This is a genomic window from Rhizobium sp. C104 (genome assembly GCF_022354505.1).
Classification (GTDB): domain Bacteria; phylum Pseudomonadota; class Alphaproteobacteria; order Rhizobiales; family Rhizobiaceae; genus Rhizobium; species Rhizobium redzepovicii.
On the sequence record NZ_CP092348.1, the window covers coordinates 1,061,457 to 1,080,916 of the forward strand.

The following is a 19,460-nucleotide window of genomic DNA, read 5'->3' on the forward strand; positions in this document are numbered from 1 at the left end:
CTGAATCAGGCAAAACTCTTGCGCTTGCGCGCGACCGCCTGAGCCTCTTCCACGGCCGGCAGGCTCTGCAGCACGCGCTTGGCCGGCAGGATGGCGATGACCTCGGTGCCTTCGCGCAGCTTCGACTTCAGCAGGAATTGTCCGTCATGCTTGGCAAGGATCGCCTGGACGATCGGCAGGCCGAGGCCGGTGCCCTGTTCGGCGCTCTTGATGGCGATCGAGCCTTGGCCGAAGGCCGACAGGACGACGGGAATTTCCTCTTCCGGAATACCGGGGCCGTTGTCCTTGATGGAGATGTACTGTCCGCCGCCGGCGGTCCAGCCGACCTTGACGTGAATTTCGCCGCCCTGCGGCGTGAACTTGACCGCATTAGAGAGAAGGTTGAGCACCACCTGGCGCATAGACTTTTCATCCGCCCAGATGGCCGGCAACTGACGTTCGAATTGATCCGAAATGGCGATGTTCTTGGCGCGGGCCCGCAGCTGGACCATGCCGATGCAATCTTCGGTGATATCGAGAAGCGAGATCGCCTCCTCGCTGAGCTCGTATTTGCCGGCCTCGATGCGGGAGAGGTCGAGGATCTCGTTGATGAGATCGAGTAGATGCTGGCCGGAGCGGTGGATATCGCCGGCATATTCCTTGTAGGTCGGATTGGCGAGCGGCCCCATGACTTCCGCCGACATCACCTCGGAGAAGCCGAGGATGGCGTTGAGCGGGGTCCTGAGCTCGTGCGACATGGAGGCAAGGAAGCGGGACTTGGCGAGGTTTGCCTCTTCGGCGCGGCGACGCGCCTCGTCCGACATCGATTTCGCCACTTCAAGTTCGGCGATCAGGTCGTCCTTCTCCGACTGGTAGGAAAGGATCCTGAGGTTCGACTTGAACAGCCGATCGCTGATATAGTTGAAGAAGACGAGGGTACTGGTGAAGAGCCCCGTCAGGCTGATTTCGAGGAGATCGCGCGACAGGCCGCTCTTGGCGGCAAGCGCCAGGATCGCCGGCGAGAAGGCGACAAGCACGGCGGGCGTCAGCATGAAATTGGACATCGCCGTGACGGAGAGCGCGATCAGCAGCGTCGCGCCCTTATAAAGGATGAAGCTGGACGGCTCGCAGGTGTCGCAGCCCTGCAGCGCGAAGACCGCCCAGCAGCAGCCGAGCAGGAACTGGCCGAGCAGCAGCAGGCGGCGCCATTTGCGGGCGCTCTCCGGGGTGATTTCCTGCCGGCGCGCGCGCCGGGCAAGCAGGATATTGCCGGTTTGACAGGTGAGCGTCAGCAGCGCCCAGAAGAGCAACTGCGTATCTTCAGTGATATAGACGCCAAGCGCGGTGATGAGGACGATGAAGAGCGGCATGATCGTCGCGCCCTGCAGCATCGACGCTACATACATCTTGAGCACGTCACGATCGAAGGAAGAATTGGACGCATGGCCGGACTGAAGACGTTCGCGCGTTTGCCGCACGGCCTTGGAAACGGCCTTGTTGCGGTGGCTGCGCGACCTGTCGACGATAATCTTGTCGGTCGATGTGCTGACGCCGGTACTCATGTGCACGTTGAAACTTCATCCCAGGGTGGATAAGAGCTTAACCGGCAATTCTTAAGAAGATGTTTGCCATCTTTGCCAAGGATTTGTTTTTTAAGGAGGCGAAAGCGTGACACGGAGCCTGCGCCTGATTCGCGACGGCGTGACCGCTTTTGCTCTGCTGGCGCTCCTGGCGCTGATCGCCGCCAAGTTCAACGATGCAGCAAAAATTGAGCATGCGGGCGCTTTCCATGCTGCCGATGGCGACAGTCTAAGCTTGGGAGATGTACGTTTGCGCCTTGAAGGCATCGATGCACCGGAGCTTAACCAAAGCTGCGAGCGGGCGGGACATGCCTGGGCCTGCGGGCGGGCGGCGCGCGAGGCGCTGCAAGGCATGGTCGTGGCATCGGGAACGCTTTGCCAGGGGAGCCGGCGCGACCGCTACGACAGGCTGCTCGTCATCTGCCGGAGCGGGACGGGCGGCGACATCAACGCGGCTATGGTGCGCCGGGGCATGGCCATCGCCTATGGCGGTTATGGCAGGGAGGAGGCCGAGGCGAGGGCTGCCAAGGCGGGCCTCTGGGCCGGAACTTTCGAGCGGCCGCGCGATGTGCGCGACCATGCGCGCCAGAGTTCCGATTTCCACGGCCCGCTACGCTTCATCAGGCGGATCGTCGGATGGGAGTGAAGCGATGAGCGACGAAGCCAGGCTGGAGATGCTGCGGCTGGAGATCGCCTCCTGCCGCATCTGTCGTGACGCGCCGGCAAAAGGCCTTGCATATCGGCTGCCGCACGAGCCACGGCCTGTGGCTGTGATTTCGTCGAACGCACGCATCCTGATCGCCGGGCAGGCGCCCGGGCTCCGAGTGCATGAGAGCGGCCTGCCGTTCGACGATGCTTCGGGCGACCGGCTGCGGACATGGCTCGGCGTTGACAGGGCAAGCTTTTACGACCGCGATCGATTCGCCATCGTGCCGATGGGTTTCTGCTTTCCCGGCTATGACGACAAGGGTGCAGATCTGCCGCCGCGTCGCGAATGCGCGCCGTTGTGGCGGGAAAAGGTGATTGCGGCCATGCCGCAGATCGAACTGGTGCTGGTCATCGGCCAATATGCGCAGGCCTGGCACATGGAGGGCGAAAGGCGGGGCAATATGACCGAAACGGTGCGGGCATGGCGGGACGCTCTTCTGTCTAACCGGTCACCGGCGGTGCTGCCGCTGCCGCATCCGAGTTGGCGCAACAGCGGGTGGCTGAAGCGCAATCCATGGTTCGAGAAGGAATTGCTCCCAGTCCTGCAGGATCGAACGAAAATGCTGCTTTCCTGAAACAAAATTCTTTTCGTCGTGCGGAATCGCGTTATACAAAGAAAATAATTCGAAAGGACTGTTGCGCGAATGGACCGCCTCGACCGAAAAATACTGCGTCTGCTGCAAGAAGATTCGACCCTTGCCGTGGCCGATCTCGCCAAAAAAGTCGGGCTTTCGACGACGCCATGCTGGCGGCGCATCCAGAAAATGGAAGAAGACGGCGTCATCAAGCGCCGGGTCGCCATCCTCGATCCGGAGAAGGTCAACACCAAGGTCACCGTGTTCGTGTCGATTCGCACGGCCACCCATTCGATCGAGTGGCTGCGGCGCTTTTCCGAAGTGGTCGCCGAATTCCCCGAAGTGGTGGAATTCTATCGGATGAGCGGAGATGTCGACTATCTCTTGCGAGTCGTCGTGCCCGATATTGCCGCTTATGATGCCTTTTATAAGCGGATGATCGCCAAGATCGAGATTCGCGACGTCTCCTCCGCCTTTGCGATGGAGCAGATCAAGTATTCGACGCAACTGCCGCTCGACTACATGATTCTCGACAATGCCAAATCCAACGAGGATTGAAATCGCCGTGCGGCCTTGCAGCCGCACGGTCCAGAGACGCGAAGAGTGTGCTGTCTCGGTCGATTCCGCCACATTCTGATTTCACGGATCCGGCAAGGGTAGCAGCGGAATGTCATCCTGACTGCAAAAAAGCCCAGGAAATAGCGAAAAAACGCTCGAATCCCACCAAGATTCCGAAAAAATACATAGCCTGGTAAGGAATACGGCGCTATGTTGAACACAGCCAACGAGCGCTATGTCATTATTTCGTCTCATTGGTATCGAATTCAGGACACCATGTTCCAAACCGCTGCCTTGTATGTGTTGATTAGCCGGCGGTAGAGTTTATGCACTTCACCAATAATGTTCGACGGGGGTCGAACGGTGAAGATTTGACAAATGGGGTATAGCATTTGCGGCTTGCGATGGAGGATTTCCGTCGCGGAGCCGCTTGGTGTGTTTTTCTCTCTATATAATTGAAATTGTTGTATAAAAATCACGCTGTTGGGGAAAGTTGCTTTGCGGCAGCCATCCGGCGTGTATCAAGAATTGCTTGATAAAGCTTGGTATGTGATGACGGTTTGGCGGTTCGATCGATCCGCACGCCGAGATGGCTGTTCAAACTGGGCCGGCTTCAAATCGACTACCCGATTGGAAGCCAGCCCCGATCGACAAAGGAATGGATTGGTAAATGAACATCAGAATGGTTTTGCTTGCATCAGCAGCAGCGTTTGCTGCATCGACGCCGGTTCTTGCAGCTGACGCTATCGTTGCTGCTGAGCCGGAACCGGTTGAATATGTTCGCGTCTGCGACGCTTACGGCACCGGCTATTTCTACATCCCGGGCACCGAAACCTGCCTCAAGATCGAAGGCTACATCCGTTTCCAGGTCGACGTTGGTGATCAGCCGCTCAATGGCTCGGTCAGCAACGATTCGGATTGGGATGCCAAGACCCGCGGTCAGGTTCAGTTCACGGCCAAGAGCGACACCGAGTATGGTCCGCTGACCGGCGTCATCGTCATGCAGTTCAATGCTGACAACGCCTCGGATCAGGACGCCATCCTCGACTCCGCTTACCTCGACGTCGCGGGCTTCCGCGCCGGTCTGTTCTACAGCTGGTGGGACGATGGTCTCTCGGGTGAAACCGACGACATCGGCTCGATCGTAACGCTGCACAACTCCCTCCGCTATCAGTACGAAAGCGGCACCTTCTACGCCGGCATCAGCGTCGACGAACTGGAAGACGGCTTCTACAAGACGGACGAAGAGCCGAACAACGTCGGCGTTGCCTTCGGCGTTGGCGGCACTGCCGGCGCGTTCAGCTACCAGATCACCGGCGGCTGGGACTTCGACAACGAAGACGGCGCTGTCCGTGCAATGGGTACGGTTGAAATCGGTCCCGGTACGCTCGGCCTCGCTGCCGTATACTCTTCCGGCCCGAACTCCTACTACTCCGCAGCTGAATGGGCTGTCGCTGCCGAATACGCTATCAAGGCAACCGACAAGCTCAAGATCACTCCTGGCGTCCAGTACTACGGTGACTACTACGTTGCTGGCGACGACTTCAGCGATGGCGATGCCTGGAAGGTCGGTCTGACGGTTGATTACCAGATCGTCGACAACTTCTACGCCAAGGCTTCGGTTCAGTACCTCGATCCGGAAGATGCAGACGACTCCACTTCGGGCTACTTCCGCCTGCAGCGTTCGTTCTAATCTGCCTATTGATGCTCCCGGTCTTCGGGCCGGGAGCACTTCAAATCAGTTTCTGATCCGAGTGACCTCCGATCAGCTACGGGGACGAGTCCGGTCTTCCCTGCCGGGCCGTCCTTGCAGCGTTTTTACGCACAGTCCTCCGGCAGTCTTTCAGCACAGCCTTTCAGGTGAACCGAAGCGGTATGCTGCATATTGCACGGCGGCTTCTTGCCAGCATTGCCTCTCGAGGCACTCCCATTTTCAATTTTCAAGTGAGCTGGATTGATCGATAGCATCATCGGCTCCAACCGGCGCGCCGACCTCATCAACGAACGGATCGATCTTGATGTGAGGGCGACCAACGAGCCTGACGATGCGCAAGCTCGACCGGGCGCGGCGCATCCTGGTCGCAAGTCCCTCGCTGGTCGAGCGTACCGGCGGTTTGAATTGCGTGGAAAAGCTCGCCGACCTTCCGACGTTGGCAATGACGTCATGGGTGTCCTTTCATGGTTGGGAATTGATCGCTCCGAATGACGCCAAACGAGTGATTCGGCATCAGCCGCGGCTCACCTGCCGCAGCATGACCGCCATCCTCGACGCGGCCCGGGCGGGTCTCGGCTTCGGGCTTTTGTTCGAAAGCGCCTGCGAGGCCGATCTCCAGGCCGGCAAGCTGGTGCGGGTGCTGCCGGATTGGCAGTCGGAGGAGAGCCCTTTTATATTGTCTTCACGACCGCCAAGGGCATGCCGCCGGCAGCGCGAGTGTTGATCGATTTCCTCGTCGAAAAATCCCGACAGCATTAGTGAAGCGGCATTGACGAACAAGGGCCTTCGCCTCGAAACCGGAATGCGCTTATTTCAGCCGTGCCAGCAGCTTTTCGCCAGTCAGTTCCTTGACGGCATCCTTGCCGATCCAGCGGGCGGTTTTGTCAGGGCTTTCCGCCAGCCCCTTGGCATGGGCGAGGGCGGGTGAATGGCAGGCGAGATTGCGCTTGCCGATACTGCGGAGTGCCCAATTGACCGCCTTGCGCACGAAGTTTCGAGGGTCGGTGGCATGAGCCTTGATCAGCGGCAGCCAGGCAAGGATGGTCGTGTCGGGTTCGTTCTTGCGATGGACGGCGGCGCCTGCAATCATGGCGAAGGCAGTGCGCCTGACGAATTCACGCTCGTCGTCGGCGAATTCTGAGATGAGTGCGTCCAGTCCGGCCTCGACGAAGAGATCGGCGGCGCAATCGACGATCTCCCAGGAATTGAAATCATTGGCCCAATTCCGGGCTTCTTCCGCCGTCAGCCGTTTCGGCTCGGCAGTGCAGAGGGCGAGCAGGCGGGCTTCACGGATATCGCTTCGCCAGAGTTCGATCGCTCTGGCGTGATTCTTCTTCGCCAGTCTGACGACCGCCCTGATATCGGGATTGGAGATGCCGAGGGCGTGTGTGGTCACGATGCCGAAGCGCGCCATGCCGGCGACGTTCTCCTCCGAACGCAGCGTTTCGAGATGCGCGATCAGTTCTGCCGCATCGGAGGAGGCGTCAATCATTTTTCGAGACGTGCAAGCAATGAGGATGTATCCCAGCGATTGCCGCCCATCGCCTGGACGTCGCCGTAGAACTGGTCGACGACGGCGGTAACCGGCAGCTTGGCGCCGTTGCGGCGGGCTTCGGTGAGCACGATACCGAGATCCTTGCGCATCCAGTCGACCGCGAAGCCGAAATCATATTTGCCGGCGTTCATGGTCTTGTGGCGGTTTTCCATCTGCCAGGAGCCGGCCGCCCCCTTGGAGATCACCTCGACGACCTTTTCGATATCAAGGCCGGCGCGCTTGCCGAAATGCAGCCCTTCGGCAAGCCCCTGGACGAGGCCGGCGATGCAGATCTGGTTGACCATCTTGGTTAACTGGCCAGAGCCTGCCGGTCCCATCAGACCGACCATGCGGGCATAGGCGTCGATGACGGGCCTGGCACGATCGAAGACGGCCTCGTCGCCGCCGCACATCACGGTCAGGACGCCGTTTTCAGCGCCGGCCTGGCCGCCGGAAACGGGAGCATCGATGAAATCGACGCCTTTTTCCTTTGCTGCGGCATAAAGTTCGCGCGCAACCTCGGCGCTGGCGGTGGTGTTGTCGATCAGCACCGACCCCGGCCTCATGCCGTGCAGGACGCCGCTTTCGCCCGATGTCACCGACCGGAGATCTTCGTCATTGCCGACGCAGACGAAGACGAAATCGGCGTCCGCGGCAGCCTCGGCCGGCGTGGTGGCGGATTTGCCGGAGAATTTTTCTGCCCAGGCGACGGCTTTTTCGGCCGTACGATTATAGACGGTGACATCGTGGCCGCCCTTCGTCTTCAGATGACCGGCCATGGGAAAACCCATTACGCCGAGACCGATGAATGCGACTTTAGTCATATGTCCTGTCCTTATCCGGAGTGCGAGACCCTGAGGATTAACCGAAACGGCCGGGCCAGAAAAGCCGTGAAGACGGAGTTCCTTGCGATAGACGGATATGAGGCTGGTCGCCGTTCGCCTCAGCCCTAAATGGAGATCAGGCAAATGTTTCCGGGGGTGACATGCGCGAAACTCCGACGATCGAGCCGCGGCGCAAAGGCCGCAGTGGAATGCAGTCGATGCTTATTCCATCGCAGCAGATGGTCGCAGAGCAGATTCGATCGGCACAGCAAGGTGTTTTCACCGAGCTTGGCGTCCTTCGCCGCCGCCTCGCTGCCGAATACGGGGCGGACGCCTGTTGTCCCGTTACCGTGGAGCGACATCTGCGCGCGATTGCCGATCTGTCTTTCCTCGCCCTACAAAAGGGAGAACCGGTTTCAATGGTCACGCCCTATTGGCGCATGGTCGATCCCATGAGCCTCTTGGCAACGCGTCTTGCGGGTGGGGCGGGCTTTATCCGGGAGCGGCTGGCCGCCGAACGTCAAGAAGGATAGCGGCGGAAGGCTGCTATCAGCAGGCGTTTGCCGGCAAGCGACGGAACTGGGAAAATTATTCCCCAAGCGGACAACAATGGCAAGTTGATATTGTCGATATAATTTATAGTCTATGCCAGTATTCCGACGAGCGATGGCTCAAGGCATCCGGCCGCGCCATCGATCGACAGGTATTTCAGATGTTCACGCGCAGATGAGCCCGGCATTCCCCTCCCGCCGCACCGCCATCCTCCCAGGCCGGCGCACGTTCTGCACGCTTGCCAAGGGCCAGCTAAACCGCGCGGGCCGACTTTCGAATTTCACAGCAAAGGACCGTTTCCATGACCGCCACATCCGATCCCATCAACTTCCTCTGGTTCATCCCGACGTCGGGCGACGGCACCTATCTCGGTTCCGCCGATCTTAATCGCGCGCCCGAAATCGGCTATCTCACGCAGATCGCCCAGGCTGTCGATCGTCTCGGCTATTCCGGCGTGCTGCTGCCGACCGGGGTTGCCTGCGAGGAGTCCTTCGTGACGGCGGCGGCGCTCGCGGCTAAGACCGACAAACTGCAGTTCCTGGTGGCGATCCGCCCGGGCACGGCCTCACCGGCTTATTACGCGCGTCTGGCGACGACGCTCGACCGCATTTCCAACGGCCGCCTGCTGCTTAATATCGTTGTTGGTGGCAGTCCGGCAGAGCTTGCCGGTGATGGCATCCATCTCGAGCATGACGAGCGTTATGCCCATGCCGAGGAGTTTTTCACCGTCTTTGAGGAACTGCTTGACAAGGGCACGGCAAGTTTCGACGGCAAATATATCAAGGCGACCAATGCGCGCCTCGGCTTTCCCTCGGTGCAGAACCCGCGTCCGCCGCTCTATTTCGGCGGCTCGTCGGATGCCGGCATCGATTTCTCGGTCGGCCGCGTCGACAAGTATCTAACCTGGGGCGAGCCGCCGGCGCAAGTGGCCGAAAAGGTCGCCAAGGTGCGCAAGGCCGCCGCCGAGCGCGGCCGCGAGGTGAGCTTCGGCATCCGCCTGCACTTCATCGTGCGCGAAACCGACGAGGAGGCATGGGAGGCGGCGGAACGGCTGATCCGTCATCTCGACGACGATACGATCCGCGAGGCGCAGGAGCGCTTCGTTCATGAGTTCGAACTCGGTCGGCCAGAAGCGGATGGCTGCCCTTCACGGCGGCCGCCGCGACAAACTTGAGGTCTCGCCGAATCTTCGGGCCGGCGTCGGCCTGGTTCGCGCTGGTGCGGGCACGGCGCTTGTGGGCTCGCCGAAGACGGTGGCCGCACGCCTTGCCGAATATCAGGACATCGGCATAGATACGGTCATCGGCTCCGGTTATCCGCACCTGGAAGAAGCCTATCGCGTCGCCGAGCTGCTCTTCCCCGAACTCGGCATTACCCGCGAGCAGCAGCGCCTGGCCTTCAACAACGAGTTCGGCCGCAAGCAGGTTTTCGCAGGCGGCAGCCATGGCGGCAATCTGAAGGTCGTTTCCGGTTCCTGAGGTCGAACGAAGCGGGTAAGTCCGACATCGCCGGAAGCCGCTCGCGGCTTTTGGCGTCCTGTTGCCAACTGACGTGCAGGTGTATGTGGCTATGCCCACTTCGGCTCCTCGTGCCAGCCTAGCGGAAATCGTCCCGGCGCGCGTGAGCTAGCGGAGACGCGTCGATGTATAGTCAATGAGCTATGTTTAAATCGCTGACGGTTTTTTCTCCAGCGGCGAGTTCGTTGCGGGCTCTGGTCAGCAAGCTCACCTATTCAGTGTTTTTCGTTTTAGCCCTTGACTAACGCATACCTGCGTAGCTATACGTTAATCCATAGCTGAATAGGTATTGATCTAAAATGTCCGATGTTCAAGACACGCTGTTCAAAACGCTCGCTGATCCGACCCGGCGGGCTCTGTTCGAGCGGTTGTGCCGGGAAGGGAGAAGACGGTCGGGGCTCTGACGGCCCGGGCCGGGGTCTCGCAGCCGGTCGTCTCAAAACATCTCGGCATATTGAAGCAGGCCGGATTGGTACGCGACCGCCACGAGGGCCGCCAGACGCATTATAGCGCGCAGCTCGGTGCGCTTGCTCCGCTGGTCGACTGGACCAGCGAGATGGCCGGGTTCTGGCAAAACCGCTTCAACGATCTCGAAGATTTGCTGAAAAGGATGGATCAATGACCGACATATCGACAGAAACGCGCTCCGTCGTCATCGAACGGGAAATCCCTTTTCCTTCGGAAAAGATCTGGCGGGCGCTCACGCAGCCGCACCTGATCCAGGAGTGGCTGATGAAAAGCGACTTCAAGCCGGCCGTTGATCATCGCTTCAGCTTCAACGCTGATTGGGGTTCGGTCGACTGCAAGGTTCTGGAGGTCGAGCCGAACAAGACCCTGTCCTATAGCTGGGATGCCTACGGTCTTGAAAGCACCGTCACCTGGACTCTCACTCCGACCGGTACGGGCACGCATCTGCGCATGGAGCAGTCGGGTTTCCGGCCGGATCAGCGGCAGGCTTACGGCGGCGCCAGGAGCGGGTGGACGCAGTTCCTTGCAAATCTGGAGCAGGTGCTGGCGCGAATGGAGTGAGGCCGCCCGTCGCTTCGGCTGATGCAAACGGGGGAGGTCCCATTGAACCGGAACAGCTGGTTGCGTCAGCGCCACCGGTGGCTGTCCGTTGCCTTTACCGTGGCGGTTATTGTCAATATTATCGCCATGGTACAGGAGAAATCGACCGTCTGGGGCGGCGTCTTGGCATCGCTGCCGCTTGGCCTGCTATTGCTGACCGGTCCTTACCTCTTCCCGCTGCCTTATGCTGCCAGATGGCGTGGGAGATAGGAGTGACGCAATGGCCGGCAAGACGTCCAAGACCCAGGTGACACTCACCGAGAAGACCGCCGCCAAGCCGGCCGCTGCAGAGCCGACCCTTCTTTCGGGCGGCAATCCGCAGATCGCCAAGGGTTACGGCGAAGCTCCGGTGCAGGCCTATATCGCCGCGATGCCGGGCTGGAAAAGCGATGTCGGGCGCCGCCTCGATGCACTGATCACGCGTACCGTGCCCAACGTGCATAAGGCAGTCAAATGGAACTCGCCGTTCTACGGCATCGAAGGGCAGGGCTGGTTCCTCGGCATTCATTGCTTCACGAAATACGTCAAGGTGGCATTCTTCCGGGGTGCGTCGCTGCAGCCTCTGCCGCCCGGCTATTCCAAGCAGAAGGAAGTCCGCTACCTCGATATCCGCGAGGACGACGAAATCGATGACGCCCAGCTTGCCGCCTGGGTGGAGCAGGCCAGCCAACTGCCCGGCGAACGGATGTAACAACGAATACCCCTCGCATGAGGGCGGGAGGAACTATGAAGAAAGCGACAGCAGCCATGAAGACGAGGGATTCCGGGGACGCAAATGGGGGAGCCTCGCCGTCTCAACTGATCGACGCGAGGATCAAGGAACTCGGCGATTGGCGCGGCGAAATGCTCGCCCGAATCCGTGCGCTCATCAAGCAGGCCGAGCCCGAGGTGGTCGAGGAATGGAAGTGGCGAGGGGTTCCGGTGTGGGAGCGTTCCGGCATCATCTGCACCGGCGAGACCTATAAGAACGCGGTGAAGCTGACCTTCGCCAAGGGCGCCTCTTTGCAGGACCCCTCGGGTCTCTTCAATTCCAGCCTCGACGGCAACACGAGGCGGGCCATCGATTTCCATGAGGGCGACGAGATCGACGAGGAGGCGTTGAAGACGCTCTTTCGCGCCGCCGCAGCCTTGAATATGTCAGCAAAGGCCGCCGCCTCCGGGAAGAAATCGTCGTGATTAGCAGAAAAGCGAAAATGCTCTAAAACGCGTCGCATCAAACTTGATTCATGCGACGCGCTTTAGCTCTTTGTTTTGATGCATGTCGCTATCCCGGAACCGCTGCACACTTCCGGGCGACATGCATCAGTGGATCGGGTTCGCCTCGCGCTCTAGGTGTGGAGCCTCAACAGGTTGTCCTTGATCAGGCCGAGTCTACTGACGGGCGGTTTGGATTGTAGGCTGCCGTGCGGGCGATGCCAATTGTAACGGTGGAGCCAGAGCGGCAGGTCGGCGGCGCGCTGCTGCGAGGTTTCGTAGGCCTTGGCATATGCCCATTCGCGCAGTGCGGTCTGGACGAGGCGTTCGGCCTTACCATTTGTCTTCGGCGTATAGGGTTTGGTGCGGATGTGTTTGATGCTGAGCCGCCGCAGCGCCTTGGCGTATCGATGGGAGCGGAAGCTTGTGCCGTTGTCGGTCATGACGCGCTGGACCTTGACGCCATGGGCTTTGAAGAAGCGCAAAGCATTGAAGAGAAAGCGCAGACAGGAGCGTCGCGTCTCGTCGGGTAATATTTCCAAATAGGCCAGGCGTGAGTGGTCGTCGATGGCCAGATGGACGTATTCCCAACCGATGCCGCGGCTGTTGCTCTGCCCCGTGCGATCGCCGGTGATGCGGTGGCCGGTTCGGTTGAATTTGCCGAGTTTCTTGATGTCGATATGGATGAGTTCGCCGGGCTGGTCGCGTTCGTAGCGCCGCACCGGCTCAGCCGGGGCCAAGGCCTTGAGCTTGTTCAGGCCAAGGCGCTTGAGAATGCGGCTGACTGTGGCTGGCGAGACACCCGTCTCCTTGGCGATGTGTTGGCCGGTCATGCGCAGGCGGCGTAACGTCTCGATCCGGGCGGCGGTGGCCTGCGAGGTCGGATGATACAGGCGGTGCGGTCGGGAACTGCGATCATTGAGACCGGCCTCGCCCTCCCGTCGATAGCGTCTTACCCACTTATAGACAGTCTTCACGCAGACGCCGAAAGCCGCAGCGACGGCCATCGGTCGCTGTCCTTCCATCAGCACGCGGTGCGCAATTACCGCTCGACTGAGCGGCGTGAGGCGGGCATTCATATGGATGTCCATTCGGTCCCCCGAGAATCACTGAAGCTTCGACAACCTCAGCTTTCCCGGTCCGGATCGAATGGACAACCTATTGGAAGCTCACATCTAGGAAGAGTTCCAGATTGTCGAGGCCGATTTCCGTGCCCTGGAGGCGTGCGCCGTTGTCGGCGTAGCCGTCGAGAAAGACCACCTGTTCAGTAAAGATCATCCTGGTGCCCTCGGGGTCGGCTTCGAAGGCGACGGTGGCGAGCGAGGCGGAGATACGCCTTTCACCGAGCTTCATCTCATAGGCATAGATGATGCGGACATCGGGCACGATATCGATGTAATGGGCGTCAAAAGCATGCAAAAGTCCGTCGGTATCGGCGACATGATTCCGCTCGGTGCCACCGGGACGGAAGTCGAGTCCCGTATTCCAGCGGCGCCCATTCGCCGTGGCAGGCGAACCATTGGCGCTTGGCCTCCGGTATCGACCAGGCGCGGAAGACGCGGGCGACCGGCGCCTTCAGGCGCCGCTCGATGACGAGGGTGGTGTGTTCGGCGGATCGTGTTGTCATTCGGAAAAGGTCTCCGGCTCTTCGGCGAGATATTGATCCAGCCTGTCGAAGGTAGCGTTCCAGCGGCTCTTTCGCTGTTCCACCCAGCGCTCGACGGCGGCAAGCGCGCCCTGCTGCAGGCGGTAGGTTCGCACCCGGCCGGATTTTTCGGAGAGTACGAGGCCGCTTTCCTCCAGCACCTGCAGATGTTTCATTACTGTCGGCAGGGCAACCGCAAGCGGCGCGGCCAGCTCGGTGACGGAAGCCGGGCCGCGGCCGAGGCGGTCGATCATGCCGCGGCGGCTGCGATCGGAAAGCGCGTGGAACATGCGGTCGAGACCCGCCTGGCCGTCAATCATCCCGCGGCATCCCGGAAGCGGATGGGCAGCCTGTCATGGTAGGGATAGAACTTGAAATAGGGGCGGGCCTCTTCCAGCGCCCTTGCAAAGGATGGGCGGGCGAGCAGCCGGTCGTAGTAGGCGCGAAGCTTCGGCTGCTCCTCTAAAAACGGGACCAGCGTCTCGGCGTAGAAGAGGGCGGGTGCTGCGCCGCAATCGGCCATGGTGAAGGCCTCGCCCGAGATCCATGAGCTCTCCGAGAGCTGTTTTTCGATCATCGCATAGGCGGTGGCAAGCGTTGCCTTGCAGCCGGCCACCTCTGTCTCGTCCTCCTTGCCCTCGGGGCGCCGGCGATTGCTGACGATGGTCTGCATCGGCGCCTGGACATAATTGTCGAAGAAGCGATCCCAGAGGCGGACCTGCAGTGCCCGGTCGATTTCCAGCGGCAGCAGGGAAACGGGGCCGGGATAATAGTGATCGAGATATTCGATGATGATCGACGTCTCGGGAACCGTGCTGTCGCGCGCTTCGTCCCGCAGCAGCGGCATCTTGCCGATCGGCCAGAAGCGGAAAAGATCAGCGCGCGAGGTCTCGTCGGAGAGATCGACGAGGCGGTTTTCGAAGGGTGTGCCGTTTTCGTAAAGCGCGATCAGCACTTTGTGGCAGAAGGAGGCGAGCGGATGCCCATAGAACACGAGCGACATGCGGCGACCTTTCCTGTTAGGCGGAAACTTTACCGACCGACTAAGTATCAGGTCGGAAAGGAATGCGCAACAGATAGTTCGTCGATCGTGAAACTATTGTATCAACCGATATATCTCGCGATCACCAGATGGCCGGGCGTTGGCTGGCCGTCTTCCATGCGCACGTTGATATCCGATATCTCGACGAGTTCGAAACCGGTAGCCGCCAGGCGTTCTTTCACATAGGCGTCGGCATGGGCGAAGCGCTGGTGTGGGCCGACCATGTAGGCGCGGCCTGCAAGGGTCTCCTCCGGCAGGGTTTCCGAGGAGAAGATGAACAGGCCGCCGGAGGTCAGGTTCTCGGCTGCGCCGAAGAACAGCGGTTCGAGCGCGCCGAGATAGGGCAGCACGTCGGTGGCCGTGATGATGTCGAAGGCTTCCTCATCATTGTCGTCGAGGAAGTCCTCGACCTCGGCGACGAAGAGCGTCTCGTAGAGATCCTTCTCATGGGCGATCTCGACCATCTTCTCCGAAATGTCGAGCCCAGTCATATCCGCGCAGAGGTCGCGCAGCGCGCCGCCGGTGAGGCCCGTGCCGCAGCCGAGATCGAGCAGCCGCTTGAACGGCCCGAGCTTCAGCGCCTGCAGCCGCTGGCGCACCAGCATCGGCACGTGATAGCCGAGCTGCTCGACGAGCACGTCTTCGAAAACCTCGGCATGCTGGTCGAACAAGGTCTCGATATAGGCGTCCGGCGCCCTGACCGGCGTCTCGCCCCGACCCATCGCGGCGATGCGCACCGCTGCACCGCCGTGGTCGTCGGGATCGATCGCCAGGACCTCCTCATAGGCTGCAACGGCCGCGTCGACATCGCCGGCCTTTTCCAGCGCCAGAGCGCGGTTATAGGCCTCGCCAAGGGCTTCTTCGTCGATCTTCTTTGCCATAACAGTCCGCCGTCCTTTTGTTTCACGCATGCGTCTAAGGCGGCTTTCGATGTTTTGCAATGGCGTGGCTGTGGGCGCAGAATGGCCAAAAACAAGACGAAGGGAGGAAAAGCCATGAAATCGGAGCAAGAACGGACGTCATCGGTGTTGGAAGGAGAGGCTGCGCGGGCGTTGCTGCTGCCTGGTACGCCGGGCGAGATTACCAATACGCTCAGCCATTATTACCGCGGCGAAGTCGGACGGATGACGAGCTGGCGCGACCGCATCGACCGGACATCCAATTGGGCGATCACCGTGGTGGCGGCGCTGCTTTCGGTGTCGCTGTCGACGCCGACCTCGCATCACGGCGTTCTGCTGTTCGGGATGATGCTGGTGACGCTGCTTCTGATTATCGAGGCGCGGCGCTACCGCTTCTTCGACATCTACCGCGCCCGCATCCGCCAGATCGAGCGCAGCTATTTTGCGCAGATTCTGGCGCCAGACGCGGGGGCCGGCAGAGAATGGGCCGCGGTGGTCGCCAGCAGCCTGCGCAAACCGCGTTTCCTGCTCAGCTATCGGGACGCGATGCACCGCCGGCTCAAACGCAATTACGTCTGGATGTATTCCATCCTGTTTCTTGCTTGGTGCCTGAAGATCTCGACGCCGAAACTGCAGACGGAGGGCATGCCGGCGCTGCAGGCGCAGTCCTGGACCTATGTCATCGACAATGCCGTGCTGGGGCCCATTCCAGGCCTTGCGGTCATTGTCATCGTTGCCGTCTTCTACCTCGGCATCCTCTGTTTTGCGCTCAGCCCAGTCCGCGACCAAGGCGAATTCGGCCATGGCGAGGCGCATGTCTGATGCTGCGCAAGCCGGATCAGTGCAGGATGAACTCTCCCTTCAGCGCCCGCCACTCGGTTGCCGAGATCAGCTTGCGGTGGATGTAGCGCACCGAGTGCAGCGGTCCGTCGAGCTTTTCTTCCCAGAATTTCAGGAATCCGCGCATTTCGGGGAAATCGGGGGCGAGATCATATTCCTGCCAGACATAAGTCTGCAGAATTGCCGGATGATCCGGCAGGTGGTAGAGGATCTGGGCGGTCGTCAGACCATAGCCCTGCAGTTGTTTTTCCATGTCCTTGTGCATCGTGTTCACTTCTTCTCGTCCCCACTCGCGCGCTTATTAGCGCTACATGATATGGAAACATGCGAGTGGTTAACGGAAGCTTTACAGATACTTCATAAAAGGACAATTTATTTTTGATATCAATGGCTTGGCAGCATCTCTCCGAGAGTGCTGCCAAGCCGGACCGCAGGGGTCAGCGCTTGAGATGCCGGGTCAGGCGGCGTTCGATCCAGGCCCAGAGATGGCGCAGCGCTTCGACGATGGCGAGGTAGAAGATCGCCGCCCAGAGATAGGTCTGGTAATCGAAGGTGCGGGAGAAGGCGTAGCGGGTTTCGCCCATCAGGTCGAGCACGGTGATGATGGCGACAACAGCCGAACCCTTGATTAAAAGGATGATCTCGTTGCCGTAGGGGCGAAGGGCGACGATGAGAGCCTGCGGCAGGACGATCTTGCGGAAGGCGATGAACCTGTGGATGCCAAGGGCCGCGGCCGCTTCGTGCTGTCCGTGCGGCACGCTTTCGACAGCGCCGCGAAGGATTTCCGCTTGGTAGGCCGCGGTATTGATGGTCATGGCAAAAAGGCCGCAATACCAGGCTTCGCGGAAGAACCACCAGATGCCGACGGCCTCAAGCTGCGGGCGGAATACGCCGAGGCCGTAATAGACCAGGAACAGCTGGGCAAGCAGCGGCGTGCCGCGGAAGAAATAGATGTAGCCATAGGCGAGCGCATTCAGCACCCGGTTCTTCGACATGCGCGCCGCCGCAAGCGGCAGCGACAGAACTGCGCCGCAGATGACGGAAATGAAAACGAGGCTCAGCGTGACCCAGAGGCCGTGGAGGTAACGCGGTCCGTAGCGAGCGAATTTTTCCGGATCCCAGCCGTTTATCACGGAGATCATCAGCAAAGCGCCGAATACCGCCCAGAAGGCGACGAGAATATAACCGGCGATGCGCGCCGGCGTGACCGGCTTCATCACTTCGCGCGGTGCGGGCTGCGGCGGGATCAGCGTTTCGGCGTAGCTCATCGGCGGATCTCCGAACGCTTGGCCCAGCGCTCGACATAGACGAGCAGAAAGGAGGAGAGGATGGCCAGCACCAGATAAAGGCAGCAGGCCAGGCCATAGAAGAAGAAGGGTTCCTTGGTCACGCGCACCGCGACGCTCGTCTGGCGCAGGATATCGGCAAGGCTGATGATCGAGACGTAGGAGGTGTCCTTCAGGAGCACCATCCAGAGGTTCGTCAGGCCTGGCAACGCGATGCGCACCAGCTGCGGCAAGATGATGAGACGTAGCGTTCGGCCGTGATGCAGGCCAAGCGAGTCGCCGGCTTCATATTGTCCCTTGGGAATGGCGCGAAAGGCCGAGAGCAGAACTTCCGAACAGTAGGCTGAAAAAACGACCGAAAGCGCGATGACGCCGGCGAGGAAGGCGTTGATCTCGACCGGCGGTCCGTCATAGCCGACGAAGGTCAGCAGAGACTGGATGAGCATCTGCATGCCGTAATAGATGATGAAGAGCGTCAGGAGCTCCGGCAGGCCGCGGAAGATGGTCGTGTAGATGCCTGCCGCCAGCCGCAGCGCTTTTTCTTCCGACTGCTGGCCGAGCGCCACCAGGAAGCCGATGGCGAGGCCGATCGGCAGGGTGACGATCGCCACCGAAACGGTAACCTGCAGGCCAAGTGCGATCTCGTCGCCCCAGCCGGTGTCGCTACAGGCAAGGATCGTCGACTGACCGAGCCAGGTGAAGATGCCGACGGGTCCGCACAGCGGATCCAAAATGTGCACAAGTGCGCTCCAGAAGGAGCCGAGCGCGGAAAATAATCCGCCCATGCGTGAATTCCCCTCACGGCTTTTGCCGTTTTGATCTTGCCATCTTTGTCAAACAAAAATGGCGGAAGAGCAAGCCTTCCGCCATTACCTTGACTGGCCAGATAGCGAATTTCTTATTCGCCGTAAACGTCGAAGTCGAAGTACTTGTCCTGGATCTTCTTGTATTCACCGCTGGCGCGGATCGCAGCAATTGCCGTGTTCAGCTTTTCCTTGAGCGGATCGCCCTTACGGATGGCAATGCCTGCGCCGTTGCCGTTGATTTCCTTGTCGACCGGCAGGGTCGTCAGGATCTTGCAGCAGGCGCCGGCGTCGGATTTGACCCATTCGGAGAGAACGACGACGTCGTCGATGACGGCGTCGACACGGCCGCTGGAGACGTCGAGCTTGTATTCGTCAGCCGTCGGATAGAGCTTCAGCTCAGTATCGGCGAGGTGCTTCTCGGCGTAGTTGGCATGCGTCGTCGAGGTCTGTGCGCCGATCACCTTGCCTTTGAGGCCGGCAACGTCGGTGATCTTCGAATCCTTCGGCACGGCGATGGCCGGCGGGGTGTTGTAGTACTTGTTGGAGAAGTCGACGAGCTTCAGGCGCTCCGGCGTGATCGACATGGAGGAAACGATCATGTCGAACTTCTTGGCGTTAAGCGCCGGGATGATGCCGTCCCAGTCGGTGCTGACGAAGGAGCATTCGGCCTTCATCTCGGCACAAAGCGCCTTGGTGATGTCGATGTCGAAGCCCTGGATCGTGCCGCTGGCGTCGACGAACTCGAAGGGCGGATAGGTCGAATCGGTGCCGATCACATACTTCTCGCCATCGGCCATGGCCGAGCCGGCGAAAAGGGACATCGCCGCGATCGAGGCTGCCGCGAAAATACGGGTGGAGATATGCATGAGGATCCTCTCTGTTGGTAGCCGCCGCTCTTTTTCTCGTGGGCTGACGGCTGCAGTTCAACGGTCCGAGACCGCCTTGCGGCGATAATCAGACTTTTTTTCATGGAATTGCAACACAAATCCCATCGCAATTGGGCGGTGCAAATTGCAGTCGAGATGAACGTCGGCAGACTGCAACATTCACGCGAGGTTAATCTGCAGCTTCCTAGAACCGGAACAAATCGGCGGCTCGGCGATTGCCATTTCGCCGTTTCGCCTCATTGCGACGCTAGG

General features: G+C 60.1%; 21 protein-coding genes and 4 pseudogenes. 13 read left to right on the plus strand and 12 right to left on the minus strand.

The window, feature by feature from the left end; translation table 11 throughout:
• Window positions 1-5: 5 nt before the first annotated feature.
• Window positions 6-1,541 (minus strand): HAMP domain-containing sensor histidine kinase, encoded by a 1,536-nt coding sequence (locus tag MF410_RS06425; RefSeq protein ID WP_097625766.1) that lies wholly within the window; start codon window positions 1,539-1,541, stop codon window positions 6-8.
• 106 nt (window positions 1,542-1,647) lie between these two features.
• On the opposite strand from MF410_RS06425, the gene MF410_RS06430 reads away from it, so the two are divergent.
• The 5 genes and pseudogenes from MF410_RS06430 to MF410_RS06450 form a co-directional block, all read left to right on the plus strand.
• Window positions 1,648-2,205, plus strand: a complete 558-nt coding sequence (locus MF410_RS06430; protein WP_097625765.1) for a thermonuclease family protein — start codon at window positions 1,648-1,650, stop codon at window positions 2,203-2,205.
• Between the two features lie 4 nt (window positions 2,206-2,209).
• Complete coding sequence (locus tag MF410_RS06435; protein ID WP_097625764.1) at window positions 2,210-2,842, plus strand: uracil-DNA glycosylase family protein; 633 nt, start codon at window positions 2,210-2,212, stop codon at window positions 2,840-2,842.
• Between the two features lie 69 nt (window positions 2,843-2,911).
• Window positions 2,912-3,400 (plus strand): Lrp/AsnC family transcriptional regulator, encoded by a 489-nt coding sequence (locus MF410_RS06440; protein WP_003540387.1) that lies wholly within the window; start codon window positions 2,912-2,914, stop codon window positions 3,398-3,400.
• A gap of 670 nt (window positions 3,401-4,070) precedes the next feature.
• Entirely contained in the window at window positions 4,071-5,093 is a 1,023-nt protein-coding gene (locus MF410_RS06445; RefSeq protein WP_222134663.1) for a porin, read from the plus strand.
• Between the two features lie 273 nt (window positions 5,094-5,366).
• Window positions 5,367-5,873 (plus strand): annotated as a pseudogene (locus MF410_RS06450) (LysR substrate-binding domain-containing protein); the annotation flags it as partial.
• Window positions 5,874-5,922: 49 nt separating this feature from the next.
• Here the strand turns inward: MF410_RS06450 and MF410_RS06455 are convergent.
• Both MF410_RS06455 and MF410_RS06460 read right to left on the minus strand, forming a co-directional pair.
• Entirely contained in the window at window positions 5,923-6,606 is a 684-nt protein-coding gene (locus MF410_RS06455) for a DNA alkylation repair protein (RefSeq protein ID WP_097628490.1), read from the minus strand.
• Window positions 6,603-7,472 carry an NAD(P)-dependent oxidoreductase gene (locus MF410_RS06460; protein WP_097628491.1) on the minus strand — a complete coding sequence of 290 codons (870 nt, stop codon included), beginning with the start codon at window positions 7,470-7,472 and terminating at the stop codon, window positions 6,603-6,605. Before MF410_RS06460 ends, MF410_RS06455 begins: the two co-directional genes overlap by 4 nt.
• A 161-nt stretch (window positions 7,473-7,633) precedes the next feature.
• On the opposite strand from MF410_RS06460, the gene MF410_RS06465 reads away from it, so the two are divergent.
• The 7 genes and pseudogenes from MF410_RS06465 (at window position 7,634) to MF410_RS06495 (ending at window position 11,785) form a co-directional block, all read left to right on the plus strand.
• The gene (locus MF410_RS06465; RefSeq protein ID WP_097628492.1) at window positions 7,634-8,005 is read left to right on the plus strand and encodes a hypothetical protein; all 372 of its coding nucleotides are present in this window, start codon (window positions 7,634-7,636) and stop codon (window positions 8,003-8,005) included.
• 320 nt (window positions 8,006-8,325) lie between these two features.
• Window positions 8,326-9,502: pseudogene (gene ssuD / locus MF410_RS06470) on the plus strand (FMNH2-dependent alkanesulfonate monooxygenase).
• A 338-nt stretch (window positions 9,503-9,840) separates the two neighbouring features.
• A pseudogene (locus MF410_RS06475) lies at window positions 9,841-10,163 on the plus strand (metalloregulator ArsR/SmtB family transcription factor).
• Window positions 10,160-10,570 (plus strand): SRPBCC domain-containing protein, encoded by a 411-nt coding sequence (locus tag MF410_RS06480; protein WP_097628495.1) that lies wholly within the window; start codon window positions 10,160-10,162, stop codon window positions 10,568-10,570. The pseudogene MF410_RS06475 and the gene MF410_RS06480 overlap by 4 nt, the downstream one beginning before the upstream one ends.
• Window positions 10,571-10,612: 42 nt before the next feature.
• Window positions 10,613-10,819 carry a hypothetical protein gene (locus MF410_RS06485; protein ID WP_097628496.1) on the plus strand — a complete coding sequence of 69 codons (207 nt, stop codon included), beginning with the start codon at window positions 10,613-10,615 and terminating at the stop codon, window positions 10,817-10,819.
• Between the two features lie 10 nt (window positions 10,820-10,829).
• Window positions 10,830-11,300: a DUF1801 domain-containing protein gene (locus MF410_RS06490; RefSeq protein WP_097628497.1), complete on the plus strand. Its 471-nt coding sequence runs from the start codon at window positions 10,830-10,832 to the stop codon at window positions 11,298-11,300.
• Window positions 11,301-11,335: 35 nt separating this feature from the next.
• Window positions 11,336-11,785, plus strand: a complete 450-nt coding sequence (locus MF410_RS06495; protein WP_097628498.1) for a DUF1801 domain-containing protein — start codon at window positions 11,336-11,338, stop codon at window positions 11,783-11,785.
• Window positions 11,786-11,937: 152 nt separating this feature from the next.
• Here MF410_RS06495 and MF410_RS06500 read toward each other — a convergent pair whose 3' ends face one another.
• The 5 genes and pseudogenes from MF410_RS06500 to MF410_RS06520 form a co-directional block, all read right to left on the minus strand.
• Entirely contained in the window at window positions 11,938-12,894 is a 957-nt protein-coding gene (locus tag MF410_RS06500; protein WP_096771901.1) for an IS481 family transposase, read from the minus strand.
• A gap of 67 nt (window positions 12,895-12,961) precedes the next feature.
• A pseudogene (locus tag MF410_RS06505) lies at window positions 12,962-13,430 on the minus strand (SRPBCC family protein).
• Entirely contained in the window at window positions 13,427-13,768 is a 342-nt protein-coding gene (locus MF410_RS06510; protein WP_097628500.1) for a metalloregulator ArsR/SmtB family transcription factor, read from the minus strand. Before MF410_RS06510 ends, MF410_RS06505 begins: the two are co-directional and overlap by 4 nt.
• Window positions 13,765-14,451 carry a glutathione S-transferase family protein gene (locus MF410_RS06515; RefSeq protein WP_097628501.1) on the minus strand — a complete coding sequence of 229 codons (687 nt, stop codon included), beginning with the start codon at window positions 14,449-14,451 and terminating at the stop codon, window positions 13,765-13,767. The genes MF410_RS06510 and MF410_RS06515 overlap by 4 nt, the downstream gene beginning before the upstream one ends.
• Window positions 14,452-14,552: 101 nt before the next feature.
• On the minus strand, window positions 14,553-15,371 hold the full coding sequence (locus tag MF410_RS06520; protein WP_097628502.1) for a methyltransferase domain-containing protein: 819 nt from the start codon (window positions 15,369-15,371) through the stop codon (window positions 14,553-14,555).
• 114 nt (window positions 15,372-15,485) lie between these two features.
• Between MF410_RS06520 and MF410_RS06525 the strand changes: the two genes are divergently transcribed.
• Window positions 15,486-16,211: a DUF2270 domain-containing protein gene (locus tag MF410_RS06525; RefSeq protein WP_239620276.1), complete on the plus strand. Its 726-nt coding sequence runs from the start codon at window positions 15,486-15,488 to the stop codon at window positions 16,209-16,211.
• Window positions 16,212-16,227: 16 nt separating this feature from the next.
• Here MF410_RS06525 and MF410_RS06530 read toward each other — a convergent pair whose 3' ends face one another.
• The 4 genes from MF410_RS06530 to MF410_RS06545 all read right to left on the minus strand — a co-directional run bounded on the left by MF410_RS06530 (window position 16,228) and on the right by MF410_RS06545 (window position 19,187).
• Complete coding sequence (locus MF410_RS06530; protein ID WP_003594110.1) at window positions 16,228-16,494, minus strand: usg protein; 267 nt, start codon at window positions 16,492-16,494, stop codon at window positions 16,228-16,230.
• Window positions 16,495-16,666: 172 nt separating this feature from the next.
• Window positions 16,667-17,497, minus strand: a complete 831-nt coding sequence (locus MF410_RS06535) for an ABC transporter permease (protein WP_097628504.1) — start codon at window positions 17,495-17,497, stop codon at window positions 16,667-16,669.
• A complete protein-coding gene (locus MF410_RS06540) occupies window positions 17,494-18,300 on the minus strand; it encodes an ABC transporter permease (RefSeq protein ID WP_097628505.1) in 807 nt (268 codons plus the stop codon). Before MF410_RS06540 ends, MF410_RS06535 begins: the two co-directional genes overlap by 4 nt.
• Window positions 18,301-18,413: 113 nt before the next feature.
• Window positions 18,414-19,187 (minus strand): transporter substrate-binding domain-containing protein, encoded by a 774-nt coding sequence (locus tag MF410_RS06545; protein WP_003569151.1) that lies wholly within the window; start codon window positions 19,185-19,187, stop codon window positions 18,414-18,416.
• Window positions 19,188-19,460: the final 273 nt, after the last annotated feature.

Coding starts and splice junctions, on each gene's coding strand:
- MF410_RS06425 (WP_097625766.1), bottom strand. CDS start 1,541: ATGAGTACCGGCGTCAGCACATCGACCGACAAGATTATCGTCGACAGG.
- MF410_RS06435 (WP_097625764.1), top strand. CDS start 2,210: ATGAGCGACGAAGCCAGGCTGGAGATGCTGCGGCTGGAGATCGCCTCC.
- MF410_RS06440 (WP_003540387.1), top strand. CDS start 2,912: ATGGACCGCCTCGACCGAAAAATACTGCGTCTGCTGCAAGAAGATTCG.
- MF410_RS06445 (WP_222134663.1), top strand. CDS start 4,071: ATGAACATCAGAATGGTTTTGCTTGCATCAGCAGCAGCGTTTGCTGCA.
- MF410_RS06455 (WP_097628490.1), bottom strand. CDS start 6,606: ATGATTGACGCCTCCTCCGATGCGGCAGAACTGATCGCGCATCTCGAA.
- MF410_RS06460 (WP_097628491.1), bottom strand. CDS start 7,472: ATGACTAAAGTCGCATTCATCGGTCTCGGCGTAATGGGTTTTCCCATG.
- MF410_RS06465 (WP_097628492.1), top strand. CDS start 7,634: ATGCGCGAAACTCCGACGATCGAGCCGCGGCGCAAAGGCCGCAGTGGA.
- MF410_RS06480 (WP_097628495.1), top strand. CDS start 10,160: ATGACCGACATATCGACAGAAACGCGCTCCGTCGTCATCGAACGGGAA.
- MF410_RS06490 (WP_097628497.1), top strand. CDS start 10,830: ATGGCCGGCAAGACGTCCAAGACCCAGGTGACACTCACCGAGAAGACC.
- MF410_RS06495 (WP_097628498.1), top strand. CDS start 11,336: ATGAAGAAAGCGACAGCAGCCATGAAGACGAGGGATTCCGGGGACGCA.
- MF410_RS06500 (WP_096771901.1), bottom strand. CDS start 12,894: ATGGACATCCATATGAATGCCCGCCTCACGCCGCTCAGTCGAGCGGTA.
- MF410_RS06510 (WP_097628500.1), bottom strand. CDS start 13,768: ATGATTGACGGCCAGGCGGGTCTCGACCGCATGTTCCACGCGCTTTCC.
- MF410_RS06515 (WP_097628501.1), bottom strand. CDS start 14,451: ATGTCGCTCGTGTTCTATGGGCATCCGCTCGCCTCCTTCTGCCACAAA.
- MF410_RS06520 (WP_097628502.1), bottom strand. CDS start 15,371: ATGGCAAAGAAGATCGACGAAGAAGCCCTTGGCGAGGCCTATAACCGC.
- MF410_RS06525 (WP_239620276.1), top strand. CDS start 15,486: ATGAAATCGGAGCAAGAACGGACGTCATCGGTGTTGGAAGGAGAGGCT.
- MF410_RS06530 (WP_003594110.1), bottom strand. CDS start 16,494: ATGCACAAGGACATGGAAAAACAACTGCAGGGCTATGGTCTGACGACC.
- MF410_RS06535 (WP_097628504.1), bottom strand. CDS start 17,497: ATGAGCTACGCCGAAACGCTGATCCCGCCGCAGCCCGCACCGCGCGAA.
- MF410_RS06540 (WP_097628505.1), bottom strand. CDS start 18,300: ATGGGCGGATTATTTTCCGCGCTCGGCTCCTTCTGGAGCGCACTTGTG.
- MF410_RS06545 (WP_003569151.1), bottom strand. CDS start 19,187: ATGCATATCTCCACCCGTATTTTCGCGGCAGCCTCGATCGCGGCGATG.